Annotated in this window: 30 protein-coding genes; 16 read left to right on the top strand and 14 right to left on the bottom strand. The window is 63.2% G+C overall.

All coding sequences use genetic code 11. From position 1 onward, the window contains the following. Window positions 1–209: 209 nt before the first annotated feature. The 12 genes from ASD45_RS08450 to ASD45_RS08400 form a co-directional block, all read right to left on the bottom strand. Entirely contained in the window at window positions 210–1,319 is a 1,110-nt protein-coding gene (locus ASD45_RS08450; protein ID WP_056911083.1) for an MT-A70 family methyltransferase, read from the bottom strand. Further along, window positions 1,316–1,468 (bottom strand): hypothetical protein, encoded by a 153-nt coding sequence (locus tag ASD45_RS23390; RefSeq protein WP_156380765.1) that lies wholly within the window; start codon window positions 1,466–1,468, stop codon window positions 1,316–1,318. Before ASD45_RS23390 ends, ASD45_RS08450 begins: the two co-directional genes overlap by 4 nt. Further along, entirely contained in the window at window positions 1,468–1,737 is a 270-nt protein-coding gene (locus ASD45_RS08445; RefSeq protein WP_156380764.1) for a hypothetical protein, read from the bottom strand. Before ASD45_RS08445 ends, ASD45_RS23390 begins: the two co-directional genes overlap by 1 nt. Further along, window positions 1,718–1,987, bottom strand: coding sequence for a hypothetical protein (locus tag ASD45_RS08440; RefSeq protein ID WP_056911081.1), 270 nt, complete (start codon window positions 1,985–1,987; stop codon window positions 1,718–1,720). Before ASD45_RS08440 ends, ASD45_RS08445 begins: the two co-directional genes overlap by 20 nt. Continuing rightward, complete coding sequence (locus ASD45_RS08435; RefSeq protein WP_056911080.1) at window positions 1,984–2,349, bottom strand: hypothetical protein; 366 nt, start codon at window positions 2,347–2,349, stop codon at window positions 1,984–1,986. Before ASD45_RS08435 ends, ASD45_RS08440 begins: the two co-directional genes overlap by 4 nt. Further along, window positions 2,349–2,555, bottom strand: coding sequence for a hypothetical protein (locus tag ASD45_RS08430; protein ID WP_056911079.1), 207 nt, complete (start codon window positions 2,553–2,555; stop codon window positions 2,349–2,351). The genes ASD45_RS08435 and ASD45_RS08430 overlap by 1 nt, the downstream gene beginning before the upstream one ends. Next, the gene (locus tag ASD45_RS08425) at window positions 2,552–2,776 is read right to left on the bottom strand and encodes a hypothetical protein (RefSeq protein WP_056911078.1); all 225 of its coding nucleotides are present in this window, start codon (window positions 2,774–2,776) and stop codon (window positions 2,552–2,554) included. The genes ASD45_RS08430 and ASD45_RS08425 overlap by 4 nt, the downstream gene beginning before the upstream one ends. Further along, complete coding sequence (locus ASD45_RS08420) at window positions 2,773–3,354, bottom strand: hypothetical protein (RefSeq protein WP_056911077.1); 582 nt, start codon at window positions 3,352–3,354, stop codon at window positions 2,773–2,775. Before ASD45_RS08420 ends, ASD45_RS08425 begins: the two co-directional genes overlap by 4 nt. Then, window positions 3,351–3,833, bottom strand: coding sequence for a helix-turn-helix transcriptional regulator (locus ASD45_RS08415; RefSeq protein WP_056911076.1), 483 nt, complete (start codon window positions 3,831–3,833; stop codon window positions 3,351–3,353). The genes ASD45_RS08420 and ASD45_RS08415 overlap by 4 nt, the downstream gene beginning before the upstream one ends. A 15-nt stretch (window positions 3,834–3,848) precedes the next feature. Then, the gene (locus tag ASD45_RS08410) at window positions 3,849–4,136 is read right to left on the bottom strand and encodes a hypothetical protein (RefSeq protein ID WP_056911075.1); all 288 of its coding nucleotides are present in this window, start codon (window positions 4,134–4,136) and stop codon (window positions 3,849–3,851) included. Between the two features lie 145 nt (window positions 4,137–4,281). After that, window positions 4,282–4,725, bottom strand: a complete 444-nt coding sequence (locus ASD45_RS08405) for a hypothetical protein (RefSeq protein WP_056911074.1) — start codon at window positions 4,723–4,725, stop codon at window positions 4,282–4,284. Window positions 4,726–5,085: 360 nt separating this feature from the next. Next, the gene (locus ASD45_RS08400) at window positions 5,086–5,496 is read right to left on the bottom strand and encodes a hypothetical protein (protein WP_156380763.1); all 411 of its coding nucleotides are present in this window, start codon (window positions 5,494–5,496) and stop codon (window positions 5,086–5,088) included. Between the two features lie 278 nt (window positions 5,497–5,774). On the opposite strand from ASD45_RS08400, the gene ASD45_RS08395 reads away from it, so the two are divergent. Then, window positions 5,775–6,071: a hypothetical protein gene (locus ASD45_RS08395; RefSeq protein ID WP_056911072.1), complete on the top strand. Its 297-nt coding sequence runs from the start codon at window positions 5,775–5,777 to the stop codon at window positions 6,069–6,071. Window positions 6,072–6,073: 2 nt separating this feature from the next. Here ASD45_RS08395 and ASD45_RS08390 read toward each other — a convergent pair whose 3' ends face one another. Continuing rightward, a complete protein-coding gene (locus tag ASD45_RS08390; RefSeq protein WP_056911071.1) occupies window positions 6,074–6,319 on the bottom strand; it encodes a hypothetical protein in 246 nt (81 codons plus the stop codon). 93 nt (window positions 6,320–6,412) lie between these two features. Between ASD45_RS08390 and ASD45_RS08385 the strand changes: the two genes are divergently transcribed. The 12 genes from ASD45_RS08385 (at window position 6,413) to ASD45_RS08335 (ending at window position 12,632) form a co-directional block, all read left to right on the top strand. Continuing rightward, window positions 6,413–6,742, top strand: coding sequence for a helix-turn-helix transcriptional regulator (locus tag ASD45_RS08385; protein WP_056911070.1), 330 nt, complete (start codon window positions 6,413–6,415; stop codon window positions 6,740–6,742). A 3-nt stretch (window positions 6,743–6,745) separates the two neighbouring features. Then, window positions 6,746–7,051 carry a hypothetical protein gene (locus ASD45_RS08380; RefSeq protein ID WP_056911069.1) on the top strand — a complete coding sequence of 102 codons (306 nt, stop codon included), beginning with the start codon at window positions 6,746–6,748 and terminating at the stop codon, window positions 7,049–7,051. Between the two features lie 134 nt (window positions 7,052–7,185). Then, a complete protein-coding gene (locus tag ASD45_RS08375) occupies window positions 7,186–7,455 on the top strand; it encodes a hypothetical protein (RefSeq protein ID WP_056911068.1) in 270 nt (89 codons plus the stop codon). Continuing rightward, the gene (locus ASD45_RS08370) at window positions 7,452–7,685 is read left to right on the top strand and encodes a hypothetical protein (RefSeq protein WP_056911067.1); all 234 of its coding nucleotides are present in this window, start codon (window positions 7,452–7,454) and stop codon (window positions 7,683–7,685) included. The genes ASD45_RS08375 and ASD45_RS08370 overlap by 4 nt, the downstream gene beginning before the upstream one ends. 128 nt (window positions 7,686–7,813) lie before the next feature. Further along, window positions 7,814–8,560, top strand: coding sequence for a hypothetical protein (locus tag ASD45_RS08365; RefSeq protein ID WP_156380762.1), 747 nt, complete (start codon window positions 7,814–7,816; stop codon window positions 8,558–8,560). 26 nt (window positions 8,561–8,586) lie between these two features. Next, window positions 8,587–8,853 (top strand): hypothetical protein, encoded by a 267-nt coding sequence (locus ASD45_RS23385; RefSeq protein ID WP_156380761.1) that lies wholly within the window; start codon window positions 8,587–8,589, stop codon window positions 8,851–8,853. Then, entirely contained in the window at window positions 8,853–9,164 is a 312-nt protein-coding gene (locus ASD45_RS08360; RefSeq protein ID WP_156380760.1) for a hypothetical protein, read from the top strand. The genes ASD45_RS23385 and ASD45_RS08360 overlap by 1 nt, the downstream gene beginning before the upstream one ends. A 17-nt stretch (window positions 9,165–9,181) precedes the next feature. Beyond that, window positions 9,182–9,532: a ribbon-helix-helix domain-containing protein gene (locus ASD45_RS22975; protein ID WP_082540725.1), complete on the top strand. Its 351-nt coding sequence runs from the start codon at window positions 9,182–9,184 to the stop codon at window positions 9,530–9,532. A 2-nt stretch (window positions 9,533–9,534) separates the two neighbouring features. After that, window positions 9,535–9,903, top strand: a complete 369-nt coding sequence (locus ASD45_RS08350; RefSeq protein WP_056911064.1) for a hypothetical protein — start codon at window positions 9,535–9,537, stop codon at window positions 9,901–9,903. Next, window positions 9,888–10,199, top strand: a complete 312-nt coding sequence (locus tag ASD45_RS08345) for a hypothetical protein (protein WP_056911063.1) — start codon at window positions 9,888–9,890, stop codon at window positions 10,197–10,199. Before ASD45_RS08350 ends, ASD45_RS08345 begins: the two co-directional genes overlap by 16 nt. Beyond that, complete coding sequence (locus ASD45_RS08340; protein WP_056911062.1) at window positions 10,183–11,328, top strand: hypothetical protein; 1,146 nt, start codon at window positions 10,183–10,185, stop codon at window positions 11,326–11,328. Before ASD45_RS08345 ends, ASD45_RS08340 begins: the two co-directional genes overlap by 17 nt. A gap of 86 nt (window positions 11,329–11,414) precedes the next feature. Beyond that, window positions 11,415–12,632 (top strand): GNAT family N-acetyltransferase, encoded by a 1,218-nt coding sequence (locus ASD45_RS08335; protein WP_056911061.1) that lies wholly within the window; start codon window positions 11,415–11,417, stop codon window positions 12,630–12,632. On the opposite strand, the gene ASD45_RS08330 is transcribed toward ASD45_RS08335, so the two are convergent. Further along, window positions 12,629–14,725, bottom strand: a complete 2,097-nt coding sequence (locus ASD45_RS08330) for an exopolysaccharide transport family protein (protein ID WP_244485253.1) — start codon at window positions 14,723–14,725, stop codon at window positions 12,629–12,631. The genes ASD45_RS08335 and ASD45_RS08330 overlap by 4 nt on opposite strands. Between ASD45_RS08330 and ASD45_RS08325 the strand changes: the two genes are divergently transcribed. The 3 genes from ASD45_RS08325 to ASD45_RS08315 all read left to right on the top strand — a co-directional run bounded on the left by ASD45_RS08325 (window position 14,697) and on the right by ASD45_RS08315 (window position 19,162). After that, on the top strand, window positions 14,697–16,184 hold the full coding sequence (locus tag ASD45_RS08325; RefSeq protein WP_348271219.1) for a glycosyltransferase family 4 protein: 1,488 nt from the start codon (window positions 14,697–14,699) through the stop codon (window positions 16,182–16,184). The two genes, ASD45_RS08330 and ASD45_RS08325, sit on opposite strands and share 29 nt — an antisense overlap. Window positions 16,185–16,298: 114 nt before the next feature. Further along, window positions 16,299–17,855 (top strand): undecaprenyl-phosphate glucose phosphotransferase, encoded by a 1,557-nt coding sequence (locus ASD45_RS08320; protein ID WP_056911058.1) that lies wholly within the window; start codon window positions 16,299–16,301, stop codon window positions 17,853–17,855. Continuing rightward, window positions 17,852–19,162 carry a hypothetical protein gene (locus ASD45_RS08315; RefSeq protein ID WP_056911057.1) on the top strand — a complete coding sequence of 437 codons (1,311 nt, stop codon included), beginning with the start codon at window positions 17,852–17,854 and terminating at the stop codon, window positions 19,160–19,162. The genes ASD45_RS08320 and ASD45_RS08315 overlap by 4 nt, the downstream gene beginning before the upstream one ends. Window positions 19,163–19,189: the final 27 nt, after the last annotated feature.

The following is a 19,189-nucleotide window of genomic DNA, read 5'->3' as shown; positions in this document are numbered from 1 at the left end:
CGTTTGCGCGACACACGGCGGCGTCATCTCGCCCTGCCGTGGGTAACCTTCCTTCGTTCGCCACTCTCTCCAGGGAAGGCCTTGAGGCGGATGCACGGTGATCTTGATGAGACCGCAGCGCTCGCATGGGCGTTCCGTCCGTCCGTTTCCGTCCGGGCTTTCGCATGCGGCGAGGCGCTTTTCTTTGTCGTGATCCCAGCGGTGACGGGTCACTCCACCACCTCCCCTGTCTTTTCATCGTGGGTGATGGGTTGGCCGGCGGCGTCGCGCGCGAATTGCTCGCGTGAGATTTCATTGCCCCACGTCACCCAGCCGTCACGCGGCCGGCGCGCATAGATTTCGAGATACGGGCCTTCGACCAGCCGCATGATGCGGTCGTGGATCTCATCGGGCTTGCGGCTGTGCTCCATGACCGGCGCGACAATGAGTTGCCGCACGTCGGCATTCATGCGCTGCGGATGACCGCGCGTTGCGAGCCAGCAATCTTCCGGATTGGAGCGGGTCCAATAACCCTGCCCCATGTGCCAGCCTTCACCCGAAGCATTTTCCTTGGCCCAGGTGAAAGCCGTCGTCTTGTGATCGAAGCCCCAATGCTCGATCAGTTCGAACGCCCACTTTGGGCACCAATCGACCATCCACATGAACATGACGCAGTTGTCGGCGGCGAGATCGGCGAGCGGCAGCGCCTTGATCGGATCGAGGCCGGACGTCGTGTAGTGCTCGCCGGCAGATCGGCCGTCGCCGCCCGCGCCGCGGGCGGCGAACTTCCATGGCGGGTCGATCAGGATGGCGCCGAACTTCCGGCCTTCGGCGATCAGTGTAGCGAGGTCGTCAACGTCGCAACCTTGATGAACACGGGCGGCATGCGCGGCCTTGGCATCCGCCTTTTTCAGATCGTTGATGACGTCGAGAGATACCTTGCCAGCGCCGTCCGCGATGCGCTGGCGCGTCCGCGCGACCATGGCCTCGAATGCCTGCTCGGCGATGCCGCCGACCTTCTGTGAGCGCGCGGAGAGCTTTTTGTCGATGCCGAGATCGTCGAGCTTGACCTTGGAAACCGGTTCCTCATCGGTACCGGTTTTCGGACGGCCGCCGACGTGCAGTTCGCCCGTGGCTTTCATGCTGGCGACGAGGATTCCCATGCGTCGTTCGGCACGCAGGCGCAGTTCGGCGGCGTCCATCTCGAGCTGCACGTCGCGCGCCATGCGGGCGTAGGCGCGGACGGCTTCCGCCTTGTCGCGGATTTCCTTGACCTCGTCGACGCGGCGGCACTCGGCGAGCGCGGCGCGCGCGGTCTCGTAAAGGGCGAGCTGCGTCACGGTTCCTCCGACGGGTTGATCGTGACGTTGATGTTGACGGGCGCCCATTTGAGCCAGCGGCATACGATGGCGGCGCCGAAGGTGAAGGCCATCGCGCCGGCCACGACCGCCATGAATGTGCCGACGACAAGGGTCAGGGCATCGGTCATCACAGCACCGTGACGCATTGATCGCTCGGCTTGCCGCCGGCGGCGATGTGCGCGTCATAGGCTTTGCAGAATTCGGCGTAGGCTTCGGGGTTGTCTTGAGGCTCGTCCTTTTGCTCTTCCCACTCGGCTTTGGCCTGTTCGTAGGTCGGCGCGCATTCGGCGCAGCAGAGTTCATCCTCATAGGCGAAGCCCATATCGCCGACGAACAGTGGCTTGCGACAGCCTACGCAGTCGGGAAGCCGTTCACGCTCAGAGTTCGGCGCAAGCATTGTGGTCATCCTCCATAAGGCGTTTCGCCAGCTTGACGTGCTCGTTGGCCTGGTCGAATCCCTTGACCGGCCGCGCGCCGAGTTCATGCAGCAGCGGGTGATTGACGCAGTGCGCGTCGAACAGCACGTCGAGATCATGTGCGGTGATCTTCGTGGACCACGACTTCGACAGCGTGAATGCCGCATGCGCGAGATTGCACGGCCAGAGATAGGCGCAGCGGATTGCTGTTTCGGGAATGCGAGCGCTCATGCGTGCTCGACCTTCCGTTTGCGGTCGAGCGCAGACCAGCCAGGAGGCGGATCGCCGAAATAGGTCGAGGTGATGCGGCCTTCGGCTAATTCCGCCTCGGCTCGCGCCGTTGCCGCTTGGATTCGGGCTTCGCGCTCGGCTTCACGCTTGCGCCCGCGTTCCGTGAGGCGCGCGTCGTGAATCTCCGACAGCGTCATGAAGGGTTTTTCGCGCTGCGGATTTTGAAGGCGCTGGTATTGAGCGGCGCATGCCTGCGGCGTGCGATTGAGCTTGAGCCCGATCGAGCCCCATCCGATGTGTTTCAACCCGTACCAATCGAGCAAAAGATCGTTGTCGGCCTTCGTCCAAGGTCTTGGCGCCATCACATCCCCCTCGGCTCTTGTTCGAATTCACGAGAAAGCGAATCGGCAGGCCATTCGGCCGGGATGGCGTTGATGCCGGTGACGTCGCTTTCGTCCGCGCGGTTGAGGCGGTTGTTCCAGTACCGCAGCATGACGATGACGAGGATGCCGACGGGGATGGCCATGATGCCGATGAACTGCGCGGTCGCGATAATCGTGTCTTTCATGCTGCACCCCTGATGCGGATGGCTTCGAAGAGACGACGCAGCGCGTATGAACGCACTACGCTCACCACAGTCATGATCAGCCCGAAGACAAGTGTGTCGTGCAGGCTCGGGCGGAAACCGAAGAGCGGCAGAAACAGCGCGAACGCTGCGCACTGAATGCCGTAGCCGATCGCGATATTCGCGAGGCTTTCAACAAGCGACATGGCGCGGGACTGTTTCACGCGGCCACCTTCATGCGGGTTTGCAGTCCAACCTTCGCTGACGTCGCGTTGAACTTCCGGCGCACGGCGGCATCCAAGTCGATGCCCTCAACCCATGCCAGAAGGTGCGCAGCGTGAAGGGCTTTTGACAGCGCCGCGGATAAGTCCGCTTTGCTCGCGCGTGAGCCGCGAATGCCGAGCCGTTCGCGGGCCAGCTTTTTAATGATGTTGCAGGCCTGCCCAGCGCCGGCGCCAAGCGCCATGGCAATCATGGCCTTGTCGAGCAGGCTATAGCGACCCTGGTGTTCGGGACGAACATCGAGCTGCGCCTCGACCGCCGGCAGGTCTTCGCTCATGGCGATCAGGTCGATGCAGATTTCGGCATCGGCTAGTTCGTCGGCGAGCTGCGAGCGCAGGTCGGTGAGGTCTTCAGCAAAGCGCGCCATCTGGTCGATCAGCGAATAGGCGACTTCGAACACCTCGCCGATCTCACCGGCCATTTCATTACCGCGATAGGCCAGATCGATACCACCCGCCTTATCCCATTCGGCCTGGCGGACGAGGTTGGCTTCGCGCAGGGTTTCGAATTCGACCGTCATGCCGCCCTCCCCTCGTTTGTTTCACTTATGCGTTTCACGTGGGACAAATCCGGCTCGGCGCAGTAGTGCTCCGGCGGAATGCCGAGGAATTCGCAGATGGTCAGGAGGTTGTTGACCGATATCGGTTTGCCGTTTTCGACGCGGCAGAGCGTGGCGAGTGAGACGCGTCCGCCGATCAGGGCGACCACGTGACGCTGCGAGCCAAGCTTGCGGACCCGGCGGCGTAGTTCGATGGCAAGGCCGAGCATCTTCCAGTTGAGATCGCCGAGACGCCGGCTCGGCGACGCCTCTCCGGTTCGTGAGTCGATGCCCAGGCCGGCGCAAATCTTGAGATATGCGTCGGCCCGGACGTCTTGGCCTGCCGCGGCCCGGGCAAGCGCCGTGGGCCCGACGCCGGCCGCGCGCGCGATCGACGGGCGATCACGACGCGGGCGGGCTTTCAAGGCGCACTGCAGGCGCTGTATGGGCGTGACGGGCATGGCGGCGGAGTCCGGTTAGCGACGATTGCGCTTGGACTTGGATTTCGCCGTCGCAGCCGCCGCGAACTCGGGTTGAGCCGCGATCAGCGCCGACTCGGCACAGCTACCGGGCAACACCTGAAGCGCGCCGTTTTCGCCGACTTCATCGTGCGCCAGGAACTGAAAATTATACTTCGGTTCGCGGCCGAGGAAGCTTTCGCGCGACGTGATGACGCCTTGGATCAGCGCGCCGCTGCCGTAGTGAGCAATCAGCTCGGCCGGCAGAAAAACACGCTGCGACACTTTGAACTGAAATTCAGACATAGCTTCCCCCTCGGGTAAGAATTGGCCGGGGTTATCCCGGTCATTCGAAACTCGATCACGCACGCAACAAAAGATTTACGGGTTACGCACTTGGTACAGGGGCAGAAGAATTTTGAGACAATGACCGCATCAGTAAGCTGATGGATCACGACTGGTGATCAGAGGCCTCCGATTGTTTCAGCTTTCTGGCCTCGATTTGGTCGGCCGCCTCTTTCGCGGCGAAACGAAATTCTTCGGTCAGGATCTTTGCTAGGCGGCGCATCGGCGCTTCGTCTTGAAGGACGGAGGCGGTCGCATAGACCGCGCAGCACGCGAGCGCTCTCGGCATGACCGAAATGATCTCATGAGGCTTTCGTCCGAACCGCTCTTCGATGTTGCAAAGTTCAACGATCGCGATCTGAAAGCCGGTGACCATGCGAAAAAATGAGGTCGTCGCCTCGTCGTAAGCACCGAGCTTCTGGACGTGCGTGCGCTCCGCAAGATCGCGGAAGGCTTCAAAGCCGTCGCCACGCTTGCCGTTGCCATGCGTGTTGAGCCATTCGTCGAACGAAGGAAGCGGCCGACGGGTCAATTCCGGGATCGAGCTCATGCCGCACCTCGCATGGAATGTTTTCCGGCGACGGCGGGGCATATGACGCGGTCACGCGCCCTTCCCTGTTCATTCGACCTGGGCTGATGGATGCCAAGGCCGTCGCCGGAACTGAAATTGGTTGAGAGGACCAGCGCGCCGCCGGGCGACCCTCTCCGTGCGGCAGCCGAATCTATTACCGGCCGACTAAGGCCCTGCCGAAGCTGGCGCGCCTGCATTCCGAATTGGTTGCCGTCTCTCCGAGCTGTCACGCCTAGTGCTTGCGGCGTTCCGTGGATCTCATCAGGCTTCGATCCCTGCCGACGGTTCTCTCCGCATTTGATTCCGCTGCAGGCACCGACAACCCCGCCCAGAATTCCGTTAACGATGATGATCGAGCAGCCAACTGATCGCGTCGATATCGGCCGCGTGAAAGTCGGGATCGTTGAATTGAAGCTTTGCGCGGAGCGCGTGAAGCTGCTGCATGTGCCGGCGCTGTTCCGCCCGCTCTGCGGCGTGATCGCGCTCCTGCTCGATGGCGCGAAGCGCGTCCATTTCGCGCCAGTCGATCCGGCGAGCTTCGCCGTACCAGATGTCGCCGGCGCGCGCGTATGACCAGTCGAGGCGCTTTGCGGCGCGGCCGATTGCAGCGCTGACGCTATCGCCGACGGGCCGAGGCTCGGCAGCAAGTTTGACGAGACGCATGGCTTCCGAGCGCTCGGAAACCTTTTCCGAGATTGCGGAAGACTTTTCCGCCCGCGCGGGCGGACGTGCAGCGAGACTGACTGACATGAACAACGATCCTCATACGCATTACAAAACAGAACTGAGGCTTCGCCACCCTGGTCCCCCTGGGGTTGGCGATGACGCGGGCCGGCGGCGATGGATAGGGAGTTTGCGTGCGCCGCCGGCCCGCGTGTGGTGTCAAAACCGAAACGCGCGGCTAGCAAAAAGCCCTGAAAATACGGTGAAAACTCACCTAAAATTTTCAGTAGAACTGTTCCATCTTTCCCGCTGTAATCGTGTAACCGGCGCATATAAGCCGGGGTACAACGGTGGGGGGTTAGAAGATGGAGCGGCACTCTTCCGCGCGCGTCGGCACGCCCGGCGTAACCGATATCGTCGATCCGCACTGTGTGCCGGTCGTTCCCGGCCACGAATTGCTGATGCACAACCTGCCGAATGGCAATGTGCTTCTCACCCTGCTCACCCATCACATCGAACCGGACGGCTCGCTGATCGGCGTCGTCACCTGCCGTGTCGAATGGCAGCCGGAGCGCCTCAAGGCCGTGCACGACAGACTGATGGCCGCGATGGATGCCGGGCCGCTGCTGACCATGGAGCCGGCGAATATGATCGCGGTGTGAGGTCATGTGCTCACCTCGACTTGCATGAGGTCCGCAAGGTCGGGCCGCAAATCCGTTCCGCTGAGACCGGTCAGCGCGCGAAGGTGTGTCGCCACCTTGACGTCAAGGGGATGTTTCCCGGCTTCGGCTCGCGACAGCGTCGCCTTGGTCGTCTCGATCCCGCGCTGACGCAGCTTCGCAACGAGATCGTCAAACGAGACGCCTTCGCGCTTGCGCCAGTCCTGCAGGGCCTTGAGCGGTTCAGCCATGTAGGTTTTGTTACGCTACATGCAACCCTTCAGTCAAGTCTTGTTGCACCCAGTGTTCACGACAGCATGTTGCGCATGGCGTAACATGCTGACATGTCACACAGAATTGCGAAAAAACCATCCGCGCGCCGACGCAAGACCTTCATTCGCGAGTGGCGCGAATTCCGCGATTTGACGCAGGATCGCTTGGCAGAACGGCTTGAAATGTCGAAAGCGCAGCTCTCGCGAATCGAAACGGGGCTGCAGCCCTATTCACAGGATTTTTTGGAAGCCTGCGCTGACGCGCTTGGCACCGATCCGGCTTCTCTCATCATGCGCAATCCGACCGATGAGGATTCTATTTGGACGATCTGGGACCAGGCGAAGCCCGGCACCCGGCGGCAAATCATAGAAATAGCGAAAACGTTGAACAAAACGGGCTAAGCCATGGGAATGGGGATTGTCGTTTTCTGGCTGGCTCTCGCGGTGATCGTCGGCGTCGCAGCAAACACCAGGAACCGAAATCCTGCCCTATGGTTCGTCGGCGCCGTGATCTTTAGCCCGATGCTGGCCGGGCTACTGGTCCTCGCCCTGCCCGCCCGGGAGCCCGATTTATCGGCTCACGATTCTCGCTTCGAGCGCCTGCCATCGTGGGACCAACGCAGCCCCATGGCCAAGCTTGGGCGCGCCGCCGTCACAGTTTTCGCTATCGGCCTACTGATGCTGGCAGCCTATGCCATGAGCCGCCCCTAGCCAAAAGATTGTTGCATGTACCGCAACTTTCGGCTTGACGGCTGTTGCACTAGGTGTAACCTTCCCTCTACCGAATATCGGAGAGGGACATGGCAGATGCCTCCCCTCACCGCTTTTCAGACGGGAGAGGGAAGATGGCGACCAGTCTTGGCGATGCTCCGATCGAGGAAAAGCATCGCGACCTGATGCAGGCGCTTGCCGTCGCGCTCGATGAAGCCCTCAACCCCGGGCTGACCGGCAACGCAAAGAAGATCGGCTTCGTCTTGCTGGTCTTCCCGTATGACGGCCACGAAGGCCGCGCCAACTACATTTCCAACGGCGCCGACCGCAAGGATATCTGCACGCTGTTTCGCGAGCAGATCGCGCGCTTTGAAGGTCAGCCGGAAGTGTCGGGGCGCGCATGAAAAGTCTTCCGCTCACCGACGCAACACGACGTCTCGGAGCCCCGATAACATGGGATCACGAGAAGGATGGCGTCTGCCATACCCTCGAAATCCTTGACCACGACGGCTTCATGATATCGGCGTGGCAACCTTCGCCCGCTGAGTTGAAGCGCCTCGCGGAAGGCAAGCCGATCTTCCTGCACATTCAGGGCTCCGTTCATCCCGTCGTCTCACTGACGGTCGGAGAATGACCATGTTCCCCTCCGGACACAAAGAGCGTTCCCCGACGCTCCCAAGCCGTCACCCCATGTCCGGCGGGTTTGCGCCGTGGCCTGCCGAAGGTAACCCACCCCGGTCAAAGGCCACGGCGCAAGATCTTATGAAGCTGGCGACGGTGTTCATCTGCGCCTGCCTTTTCTCGCTCACGCTGATCAATGCGCGGGCGATCGTGAACGTAGCGTCGTGGCGTCCGAGTTTGTCATTCGGAGGGTATCCGTCCGCGCCTTTGTTGCCCGCGTATTCAGGGCAAGGCGCGGACGGAATTGTTTGTAACCGTGGAGTTTGTGTCATGCGTAGAAGCTACAGCCGCGCCGCAGCGCGCCGAGAATCGCCCGATCAATTCAACGCGCGGATGAACGCGCGCACCGCCCCGGTCAAGCCATGGGGCAAGATCCTATCCGCCGAAGAGATCGAAGCCAGTCGCGCGGACGAACGCGCCGCGATGAACTTTGATCAGTTCACGCAATCCGAACAGATGGCCTTGATGCAGGCGAGCCATGAGCATTGCCATCAGCATATCTGGCACCGGCTGCGACGGAATTTCGAAGTGCCGCCATTCACCCTCTCGACATTCCGATCGCTTGCCGAACGCGGACTCACAGAGAAGCCGGAAGGCAAGACCTTCCACACACTGACCGCCGAAGGCGCCAGGATCGCCGACGCCGTCGCCGACACACTCGTCGAAGAGCACGATCTGCATCTCGCTTGGATCGGCTCACACGTCGGTGCCACGGCAACGGTTCATTGCACCTGCAAATGGTCCGCCGGTATCCGCTACGGCGAAAACACACAAGCCAATGCCATTCGCGAACACTCCCGCCATTTGCGGGAGATCGGGAAGGCGTGAGTTACGACAACTAAGAGGATAGTGACGTGACGGACCTGACCTACAAACAGCCGATAACGCCGACCCGCTCCTTCAAAGTTGGCGATGTGGTTGATGTGCTCGACCGCGAGCACAAGGTTCTTAGTCAACGAAAAGTGGTCATGGCCTCCGGGCGCATCGTCAAGACTGACTGCGGACGCATTTGGAAACAGAGCGGGTGGTGGATTGGCGATGATGATCGGTCGTGGCCGTTTCCGTCGATCCGGCTTTCCGCTTCCGACGCGCCAGTGACGCCAGACAAGGGAGCCGTTTGATGCCTGACCAAGCACCCAACATCGACATGAGCGGAAGCGGCCGCCTTGTTTACGATAAGGCACGCCGCACCATTGTCCGCGCCAACCCGCTGACTAGCGCGAGCAATTTTCTTGCCTTGTCCGACGCCGGCATGAGTGAAGCCGCCGCGCTGCGTTTCCAGAAGCAGTGGGACGAGAAGTGCGCCGAGGTCGTCGCGGCGCGCGATGCAGCCTTAGAGGAGGCCGCCGCGATGTTGCAGGCGAGCTACCCCGACAATGTCAATACGAATGCTTTCTGCGCCGCTATCCGGTCGCTGAAAGCTGCGCGCTGAACACGCATCAACACTCCATGCTCCGACAGAATGTCCATCGTCCAAAGCTGATCCGCACCGCGCCAGAAAAGCGCGTCACGAAGCATTGCGGCATACAGACGACATTCTCACTGGAGAAGGCATTTTACGAAGCCATCGGCGACATCGCCGCAAGGCGCGGCACCACCATCGGCGCCATCGTCGCCCAGGTGGATGCCGACCGCACGGGCGGAAGCCTGTCAACCGCGCTCCGTCTCTTCGTGCTCAACGACAAAGACCGCCAGTTGATCGCGCTGCAGGCGCTCGTCTCAGTCGCCGCGACGCTCAACCCGGATGATTTCGAAGATTCACCGACCGTGTACGCGGACGAAGAGAGGGAAGAGGTTTAGAGATGCCCCGCCTCTCATCCACAGCCCGCGAAAAGCTCTACCTCGCAGAGTGTGATAAGGCGCGCGCCGCTGGCCTGGGCGATCTTCCCATCTGCAATCTATGTGGCGCGCCGATCGACGGCCGGCGCGACCGCTGGCACGAAAGCCACGACCCGGCCATTCCCCGTCACATGGGCGGCGACGTCACCGGCATCGCTCACGAAGCCTGTAACCTTCGCCATAACAACGAACACGACACACCGCTCTACTGGAAGATCAAGCGCGTGCGGCAGCGGTTCATCGGAGCCAGGGTGCCGAAGTCGAGGCCGATGGCCGGGACGAAGGCGAGCGGCTGGAAGCACAAGATGTCCGGCGAATGGGTGCGGCGATGAGCCTGCCTTACCCGCCGCCCTATCAGGACGCCAAGACGCTCGCCGCGCACATTTGCCTCGGCGAGACGACGATTGAGGAATACGTCGCCGCAGGCCTGCTCCCCCGGCCGCGCAAGGGCAAGGGCGTACCGCTTTACGATTGGGAAGAGGTCAAGGTGTACATCCGCGGCTGGCCGGTTGCCGGCCCCGGGGCGGTTAAGGCACACTCGCCGCCCCAGGCGCCGGGCGGTTCCGGCGACATAACGGAAAGAGTGCGCCTTGCGGCGGAGAGAGCAAGCCGTGGGTCTGCCGCGTGACGTATATGCGGTGACGGTTCGCCGGCGCCGGCCGGACGGCTCGCTTTGGGAAAAGACGTATCACTATCACCAGCCGCGCCGCGGATCGAAGAATCCGGGCAAACGCAGCAAGCTTCCAGACGACGCAACATCCCCCGAATTCTGGCAGGCATGGCGTGCGCTGACCTCGCCGACGAATCCGACGTTCGGTGATCTGACCCAAGAATATTTGGCATGGCTGAAGGAGTCCGGCACGGTAGAGCCGTCGACCTATGTCAGCTACGAGCGCACGGCGCGGCTCTATATTCAACGGACCAAGGATGCGGACGCTATCTGTCACATCGCTATCGCCGACATACGGCCGAGCATTTCGCAGGCCTTCCTTGATGGGCTCGCCGCCAAACCGGGCGTGCGGGTCAACGCCAAGACCTTGCTCGGCGCCATCGAGTCCTGGGCGATCGTGCGCGACAAGCTGCCCCGCACGATCATGACGGGCGTCGCGGTGCATTACGATGGCGGCGGCAACGAACCATGGCCCGCCTGGGCGGTTGAGCTTGCGATTGAGCACGGCGCGCCGTGGCTGCAGCGCGCCGTTTACGTCGGTGCCAACACGGCGCAGGGCGTCAGCGACCTCGTGAAATTCCAAGGCCGCGACCTGGAGGGTGGTGGCATCAACCTGCGCCGGAAGAAAACTGACAAGGTGATCTGGGTTGGCCTCGATCCTGCCGTCTGGGCGACCATGCAAGGATGGAAGATCGAGCCGTTCGCGCCGATCGTGCCGCACCCCGACGGCCGCGCGTTCAAGCGCGGCAACGAACTGTCGTGGTGGTTTTGGTACGAGCGGAAGAATAATCCGGCGCTGGCGCCGATCGCCGAGCTCGGCCTTTCGCTGCACGGGCTGCGCGCCACCGCGGTCGTCAATGCCGGCATGAAGGGCTTGAGCGATGGCGAGATCGCCAACCTCTACGGCCTGCACGAACAGACCGTTCGTATCTATCGCCGACTGGCCGATCAGCGCATTCGGGCCGATGCGACGGTGCTGCGCATGACCGGGAACGGAACGCAAACCGAACGCGGCCATGTAAAACATTTGGCAGGTTCTGCTAAATACAACCCGACGCACCCGAAAACGTCGCGCAAAAACAAATAGTTAGGAAAGTCGGCGATCTTCACAACGTTCTATTGATAAATCTTTGCGACGGTGCCGCGACCCGTCTCCAACCGCGGTTTTGTCGCATGTCCGTTGCTATCGCCACCCGCCCCGTGCCCGCCGATACCGCCGTGCCGGCGGCTGCCTCGGCCGGTCTGACCCGGGTCGATATCCTCCGCGACATGGCGGCGGCGGAGCCGTTCTGGCGCGCGCTGGAACGCGGCGGCGCCTTCAAGACGCCCTACCAGGCCTTCGATTTCCTCGCGCTGTGGCAGCGTCATATCGGCGCCGGCGAAGGCGTCGCGCCCTTCATCGTGGTCGGTTTCGATGCCGCCGGCGCCCCGTTGTTTCTTCTGCCGTTCGGCCGCCGCCGGGGCGCGGCCGGCCTGCGCGTCGTCGAATTCCTCGGCGGCAAACATGCCAATTTCAACATGGGCCTGTGGCGCGCCGATTTCCTCGGCGCGGTCACGGCGCAGGATCTTGATGCCGTGAGCGCCGCCTTGCGCGGGCATGCCGATGTCGTCGTGCTCGGCAATCAGCCGCTGGCCTGGGCCGGCCGCGACAATCCGCTGGCGCTGCTGCCTCACCAGCCATCGCCCAGTTTCGGCTTTTCCGGCCCGCTCTCCCCCGACTTCGAAGCCTTGTTCAACGACCGCACCAGCGCGGTCGGCCGCCGCAAGATGCGCAAGAAGGAACGCACGCTGGCGGAGTTCGGCGACGTCACATTCGCCCGCGCCACGAACGAACAGGACATCCGCCGCGTCACCGAGGATTTCTTCACCCAGAAGAGCGCACGCATGCGCGCCATCGGCCTGCCGGACGTATTCGCCGCGCAGGACGTGCGCGATTTCGTCACCGCCGGTGCGCTGACGCCGGCCGATAGCTCGCGGCTGATCGAGCTCTATACGCTGTCGGTCGACGACACGATTGTCGCCACCATGGGCGGCGTCTGCGCCGATGGCCGGTTCAGCGCCATGTTCTCCTCGATCGTTCACGGCCGCTTCGGTACCGAAAGCCCCGGCGAGCAGTTGCTGGTGCGCGTCGTGCGCGACTGCTGCGAGCGCGGCCTGCACACCTTCGATCTCGGCGTCGGCGAAGCAAGCTACAAGAGCCTGTTCTGCGACGCCGATCCGATGTTCGACAGCTATTGGCCGCTCAGCGCCAAGGGCCAGGCCTTCGCGGCCGCGCGGCGCGGATTCGCCGCCGCCAAGCGCGCCGTAAAGCAGAATCCGGTGCTCTGGAAGGTCATCGTCACCGCGCGCCGCATCAAGGCGCGGCTGATGAAGGCCGACAAGGCCGGTTAAGCGACGCTCGCCTGCGTCGCGCCGGCGAGCAGCACCACGTCGCCGTAGCCCGCCGTCGCCATGCGCTCGCGCGCCGAGCGCGTCTGCACATCGGCGGGATCGGCCGTCACCAGCACCGAGCGCTGCGCCAGCCGCGCGAAATATTCGACCGGGGCATCCGCCACCGACCCGGCATCGATGACGACGTAGTTGTAGCTCTGCGCCAGCGCTTCGACGATCGTCGACAGATACGGCGAGGCCGCCAGCGCCGCCGCATCGTTGCAGACATTGCCGGTGGCGACGACGTGAACCTGCGAATACTGGTCGCGGCTGATGATGTCGCCGAAGTTCACTTGTCCGCGGACCAGTTCGGCAACGCCGGGCGCATTCGGATCGGTCGAGATCACCGACAGGTTCGGCGCGCCGAAGGCAAAATCGACCAGCACGACGCTGGCGCCCTCGGCCAGCGACCGCGCCAGGGTGATCGCGGCGTAGGTGGTGCCGGCGTTGCGCGCGGTGCCCGCCACGGTGACGCGGCGGCCCGCCTCACCGGCGTGGCGCAGGCTCTGCACGATCTGCTCGATCGTGCTCACCGGCAGCGGCGGCACCGGCGCGCCAAACGCCGCGGCCGGCTTCATCTGCGGCGTCAGCGGCGGCGACGCCACATGCGGCAATGGTCGCGCCATTGTCATGGCCATGCCGCTTGCAGGCATGGTGGAAATCGGCAGCGGCGCATGCGGATCGGCGAAATTCGGCTGGACGAATCCTACCGGCGCATAGCCATAGCCAGCGGCCGGGCCCACCGGCGGCGCCCCGAGCAGCGCGCCGGCGACGACGAAGCCGGTCGACAGCGCCAGCCCCGCAAACGCCGCGATCAAAATCGTCGGCAGCTTTTTCGGATAAGTCGGTTTGATCGCCGGCGTCGCCCGCGAAATGATGCGCGCCTCGGGCGGCGAGGCGTTGATGTTGTCGCGGGCCGAGGCCTCGCTGTACTTCACTAGATAGGATTCAAGAATGTCGCGCTGCGATTTGGCGTCGCGCTCCAGCGCACGCAACTGGACGTCCTGCTCGTTGGTGGTCGAAGCAACCTTCTTGACCTGATCGAGGCTCGCGGTCAGCGCGGTGAGCCGGTCGGATGCGACCTTGGCGTCGTTGTCGAGCTGACGCGCCAGCCGATCGGCCTCGGCGCGCTTCGCGCGTTCGACCTCGGCGATCTGGGCGCGCAATTCCTTGATGCGCGGATGCTGGTCGAGCAGCGTCGTCGATTGTTCGGCAAGTTGCGCGCGCAACGCCGCGCCCTGATCGGTGAGTCGGCGCATCGATTCCGAATTGGCGATATCGGAGGAATCAATCGGCTGCCCCGAACGCACCAGTTCGCGCAGTTGCTTCGCCCTCGCCTCGAGATCGGCCTTCTGACCGCGCGCGGCCGCGATCTGCGAGTTGATTTCGGTGAGCTGCTGGTTCGGCAGCGAGGTATTGTTCGAGCCGACGAACAGATTGGACTGCGAGCGATAGGCTTCGATCTTGGCCTCGGCGTCGGCGACCTTGACGCGCATCTTTTCGATTTCGCTGGCCAGCCAGGTGCTGGCGGCGCGGGTCTGGTCGGTCTTGGCCGAACGCAGCGACGAAAGGTAGGCCTCGGCAATCGCATTGGCGACGCGGGCGGCGAGATCCGGGTTGGCGGATTTGAAGTCCACGCCGATGACGCGCGACTTCTCGATCGCGTAGGCGTTGACGCGGTCATAATAGGCGGCGAGCGTGCGCTCCTCCGGCGACATCGAAGAGACGTCTCGGCCGAGACCGATCATGCCCAGCAGAATCTGGCTGACCGATTGACCGCCGACGGCGGGATCGAATTCGGGGAGCTTGTCGAGATTCTCCTTCTGGATCACCTCGCGCGCCACATCGCGCGACAGCACGAGCTGGATTTGGCTGGTGACGGCTTCCTGATCAATCGTGCCGCGGTCGGTGAGGCCCTTATCGGCATCCGCCCGCATGAAGACGTTTTCGCGGCTCTCGAGCAGCAGTCGCGTTTCCGACTGGAAGCGCGGCGTCACAGCGTTGACGACGAGGAAGGCGGCTGCGGTGCAGAAGAACGTGACGCCGAAGATCATCGTCTTCTTCCGCCACAAGGCGCGACCGATGCTGCGCAGGTCCGGTTCGCCGCCCATGTCGCCTGAGGAAATCGTCGGCAACACCGCGGGGATGACAACCGGTCTCGGCGCCGGCTGCGGCGCTGCGGCTTGGGTCTTCTTACGGAAGAACATGGCGACTCCAACACCCGTCCCAGAGACGGTGATGGGATGTGACCCGATTATGGTTGCTACGCCGTTAATCCGGCGGTCACGGAAGGATCGAAAGGTTTTGTTAACCGCACGGGCGCTTAGCGGGAACGCGTTTGCTTCGCCTCAATCACTGATCCCAAATATCGGCCGCATGAGTTCTTTGAACATTCTCCACGTTTTCCGCGCGCCGGTCGGGGGCCTCTTCCGCCATGTGATGGACCTTGCCCGGGCGCAGGCCGAGCGCGGCCACCGGGTCGGCCTGATCGCCGACAGCAATACCGGTGGCGACCGGGCGGCGGCGGCCTTCGACGCAATTGCGCCCCTGATGGCCCATGGCATTACGCGAATCCCGATGAGCCGGCAGGTCGGTCCCGGCGACTGGAGGCCGGTTCTGCACGTCATGCGGCGCAGCAGCGCCGTCAAGGCCGACGTCCTGCACGGCCATGGCGCCAAGGGCGGAGCCTATGCCCGTCTGGCACTCGGCAACCGAGGTGCGGTGCGCGCCTATACGCCGCATGGCGGCAGCCTGCTGTTCGGCCACGACACCCTCGCCGGCAAGATTTATCTGACCACCGAACGCCTGCTGATGAGGCGCAGCGACCTGCTGCTGTTCGAAAGCCAGTACAGCGCCGATATGTCGCGCAGCAAAGTTGGCCTTCCGCACGGCCTGCTACGCGTCGTGCACAACGGCGTGTCAAAGGCCGAATTCGAGCCCGTAGTCCCGGCCAAGGACGCCACAGACATCATCTTCATCGGCGAACTGCGCCACGTCAAAGGCATCGATCTCCTGATCGACGCCATCGCCTCGCTGCGCCGACAGGGCCGACCCCTCACCGCGACCTTGGTCGGCGCCGGTGCCGACCGCGACGCCTTGATCCAACGGGTCGCTAACGCGGGATTATCCGACTCCATCGCCTTTCCGGGCGCCATGTCGGCCCGTGAGGCCTTAAAGCTTGGCCGTCTGATGGTCGTGTCGTCGCGCGCGGAATCGCTACCCTATGTCGTTCTGGAAGCCGCGGCCGGCCAAGTTCCCCTGGTCACCACGCGCGTCGGCGGTATCCCGGAGATCTACGGCCCGCTGTCCGAGGCTCTGGTCGAGCCCGGCAATTCAACGGCCATCGCGACGGCAATCGCCGATGCCCTCGACCACCCCGACGCCATGCGCCAGCGGACGCTGGCACTGAACGAGCGGGTCGCCCGCTCATTCTCGATCGACGCCATGGTCGCAGGGGTCCTGGATGGTTACCAGACAGCCCTGCAAAACGTGCGTGAATCGGGCCGCCATTAACCGGATTTCGCGATGTTCGCTAAACCTTTTTTGAGAGTCTTTCCGTAGATATTTACGCGTATTTACGAAGTTCGGCGGCTGTCGTCGTGGCCGTCTCAGTATGGCGTAACCGAAATGTTCGACACCGAATCCCGTCCCGCCCTCGATGCGGCCGGCGCCGGCGCCGCTGCGGTCCTCGACCGGCTGCGCGAAGGTCCGCGCGAACAATCCACGGCGCGCACGCTTTCCGATAAAGCTCGCGCCATCATCGACAAACCGATGGCCGCGCCGATCTCGCCGATCGTGCTCGCCGGCACAGTGCGCGTCGCCGAATTTGCGCTGATGGTCCTCGTCGGGCTCGCGATCTTTCTCGTCTATATCGAGCCGATCCAGCCACAGCTGCCGCGCTATTTTGCGGCGGTACTGGTGGTCGCCACGCTGGCAACGCTGGCTTTCCAGATCGCCGACATCTACCAGGTGCACGCATTCCGCGGCCACGAGAAGCAGTACATGCGTCTTGCTTCCGCCTGGTCAGTCGTGTTCCTGATCGTCATCGGTGCGTCGTTCTTCCTCAAGGCCGGCGAGATGTTTTCGCGGGTCTGGCTCGGCGCCTACTACGTGTTCGGCCTTGCCGCGTTGATCACCTCGCGCAAGGTCCTGTTCTATATCGTCCGCCGCTGGACGCACGAAGGCCGCCTCACCCGCCGCACCGTTATTGTCGGCGGCGGCGAGCCGGGCGAACGCGTCATCACGGAACTGCGCCGTCAAAAAGATACTGGCATCGAGCTGGTCGGCATGTTCGACGACCGCGGTGACCGCGGCGGTGACGAATGCGCGGGTCTGGCGAAACTCGGCACCGTCGATGACCTCGTCGAATTTGGTCGCCGCACGCGGGTCGATCTCGTCATCTTCTCGCTGCCGATCACGGCGGAAAATCGCATTTTGCATATGCTGAGAAAGCTGTGGGTGCTGCCGCTCGACATTCGTCTGGCCGCGCACACCAACAAGCTGCAATTCCGCCCGCGCTCCTACTCCTACATCGGCAAGATCCCGGTCATCGACGTGTTCGACCGTCCGATCGCCGACTGGGACGTTGTGATGAAGTGGCTGTTCGACAAGGTCATCGGCACGCTGGCGCTGATCGCGTTGTCGCCGGTGTTGCTGGCCGCCGCCGTCGCCATCAAGCTTGACAGCAAGGGCCCGGTGATCTTCCGGCAGAAGCGCTATGGCTTCAACAACGACCTGATCGAGGTCTATAAATTCCGCTCGATGTACACCGACAAGACCGACGCCACCGCCGCCAAACTCGTCACCAAGGACGATCCGCGCGTCACCCGGGTCGGCCGTTTCATCCGCAAGACGAGCATTGACGAACTGCCGCAGCTCTTCAACGTGGTATTCAAGGGCAACCTCTCGCTGGTCGGGCCGCGACCGCACGCGGTCAATGCCAAGGCCGAGGCACGGCTCTACGCCGATGCGGTTGACGGTTATTTCGCCCGCCACCGCGTCAAGCCCGGCATCACCGGCTGGGCGCAGATCAACGGCTGGCGCGGCGAAACCGACACCCACGAGAAGATACAGGCGCGCGTCGAGCACGACCTTTATTACATTGAAAACTGGTCGCTGCTGCTTGACCTTTCGATCCTGCTGCGCACGCCGGTCTCGCTGCTCAAGTCCGAGAACGCCTATTGATCACCGCCCGCGATATGGCTCCGGTCGCGGTCCTGGCGCCGCGGGCCCCTTATGCGATCGCCCCGCCGGCTGCGGCGTGCAGCAAGGCGCCGTTCCGCGAACGGCTGCTGACGGCTGTACTGTTCGTCACCGTGCTGGCGAGCTGCGTCGCCTTCATCGAGCCGTCGCCGCACGACGGCTTGGTCGGCGTTCTTGCGATTGCCGCGCTCGCGGCCGGCATCCGCTTCCACCGCATCCTGCTGATCCCATTCACGCTGCTGATCGTCTGGAACGTCTTCGGTCTGTTCTCCTTGCTGAACGTTCCGGGCCAGGAGAAGACCGAGCAATATGCTGCAACTTCGGTTTATCTGGCGATTGCCGCACTTCTCTTCGCGCTGATCTTCGCCGACAAAACCATGGAGCGCATGGCGACGATGCGCAAAGCCTATGTGGTCGCTGCCGCGATCGCGGCGCTCTGCGGCACGGCCGGGTATTTCCATCTGTTTCCGGGCGCCGGCATGTTCACGCTTTACGATCGCGCCATGGGGCCGTTCAAGGATCCCAACGTCTACGGGCCGTTCCTGATCCTGCCGGCGCTGATGCTGCTCGAGCGCATGCTCACCCAGCGCATCGACGTCCGCAGCCTGATCGCCACGGGCATCATCATGTTCGGTCTGCTGCTCAGCTTCTCGCGCGGCGCCTGGTTCAACTTCTCGGTCGGGCTGCTGATCGTCGTCGCGTTCAGCTTCGTCACAGCGCCGACGCACCGTGTGCGCACCCGCATCGTCACCATCAGCGTCGTCGGCGCCGCCGTGCTCGCCGTTCTTCTGGTGTTTCTGCTGACCGCAACGTCGCTCTCCACCATGTTCGAGACCCGCGCCCAGCTCGTGCAGAGCTATGACGTCGGCACCGGCGGTCGCTTCGTATTGCAGGAACTGGCCATCGGCTCGGTGCTCGACTTCCCGAACGGCATGGGCCCGTTCGAATTCGCCCGCGTCTTCGGTCTGCAGCAGCACAACGTCTATCTGCAGGCCTTCCTGGTCTATGGCTGGGGCGGCGGGTTTGCCTATGTGCTCTTGGTGTTGACAACCTTGTGGGTGGGCTTTGCCAACGCCGTCAAACGCACGCCGTGGCAGGGTTATGCCATTACCGCGGCCGGCACGTTCCTCGGCGTGGTGCTGGAAGGCTTCATCATCGACACGGACCACTGGCGCAGCTTCTTCCTGGTGCTGGGCGTGATTTGGGGCCTCGCCGCGGCGACCCGGACCATGAAACTCGGCATGGCGGCACCACGGACTTTCGGCGCTTCCCCGGTTGCGCCGCGGTAGGCGCGTCCCTATAGTCCGCGCCGTTCC

Source organism: Pseudolabrys sp. Root1462, assembly GCF_001426945.1.
Classification (GTDB): Bacteria; Pseudomonadota; Alphaproteobacteria; order Rhizobiales; family Xanthobacteraceae; genus Pseudolabrys.
This window is presented reverse-complemented; position numbering and strand designations above follow the sequence as displayed.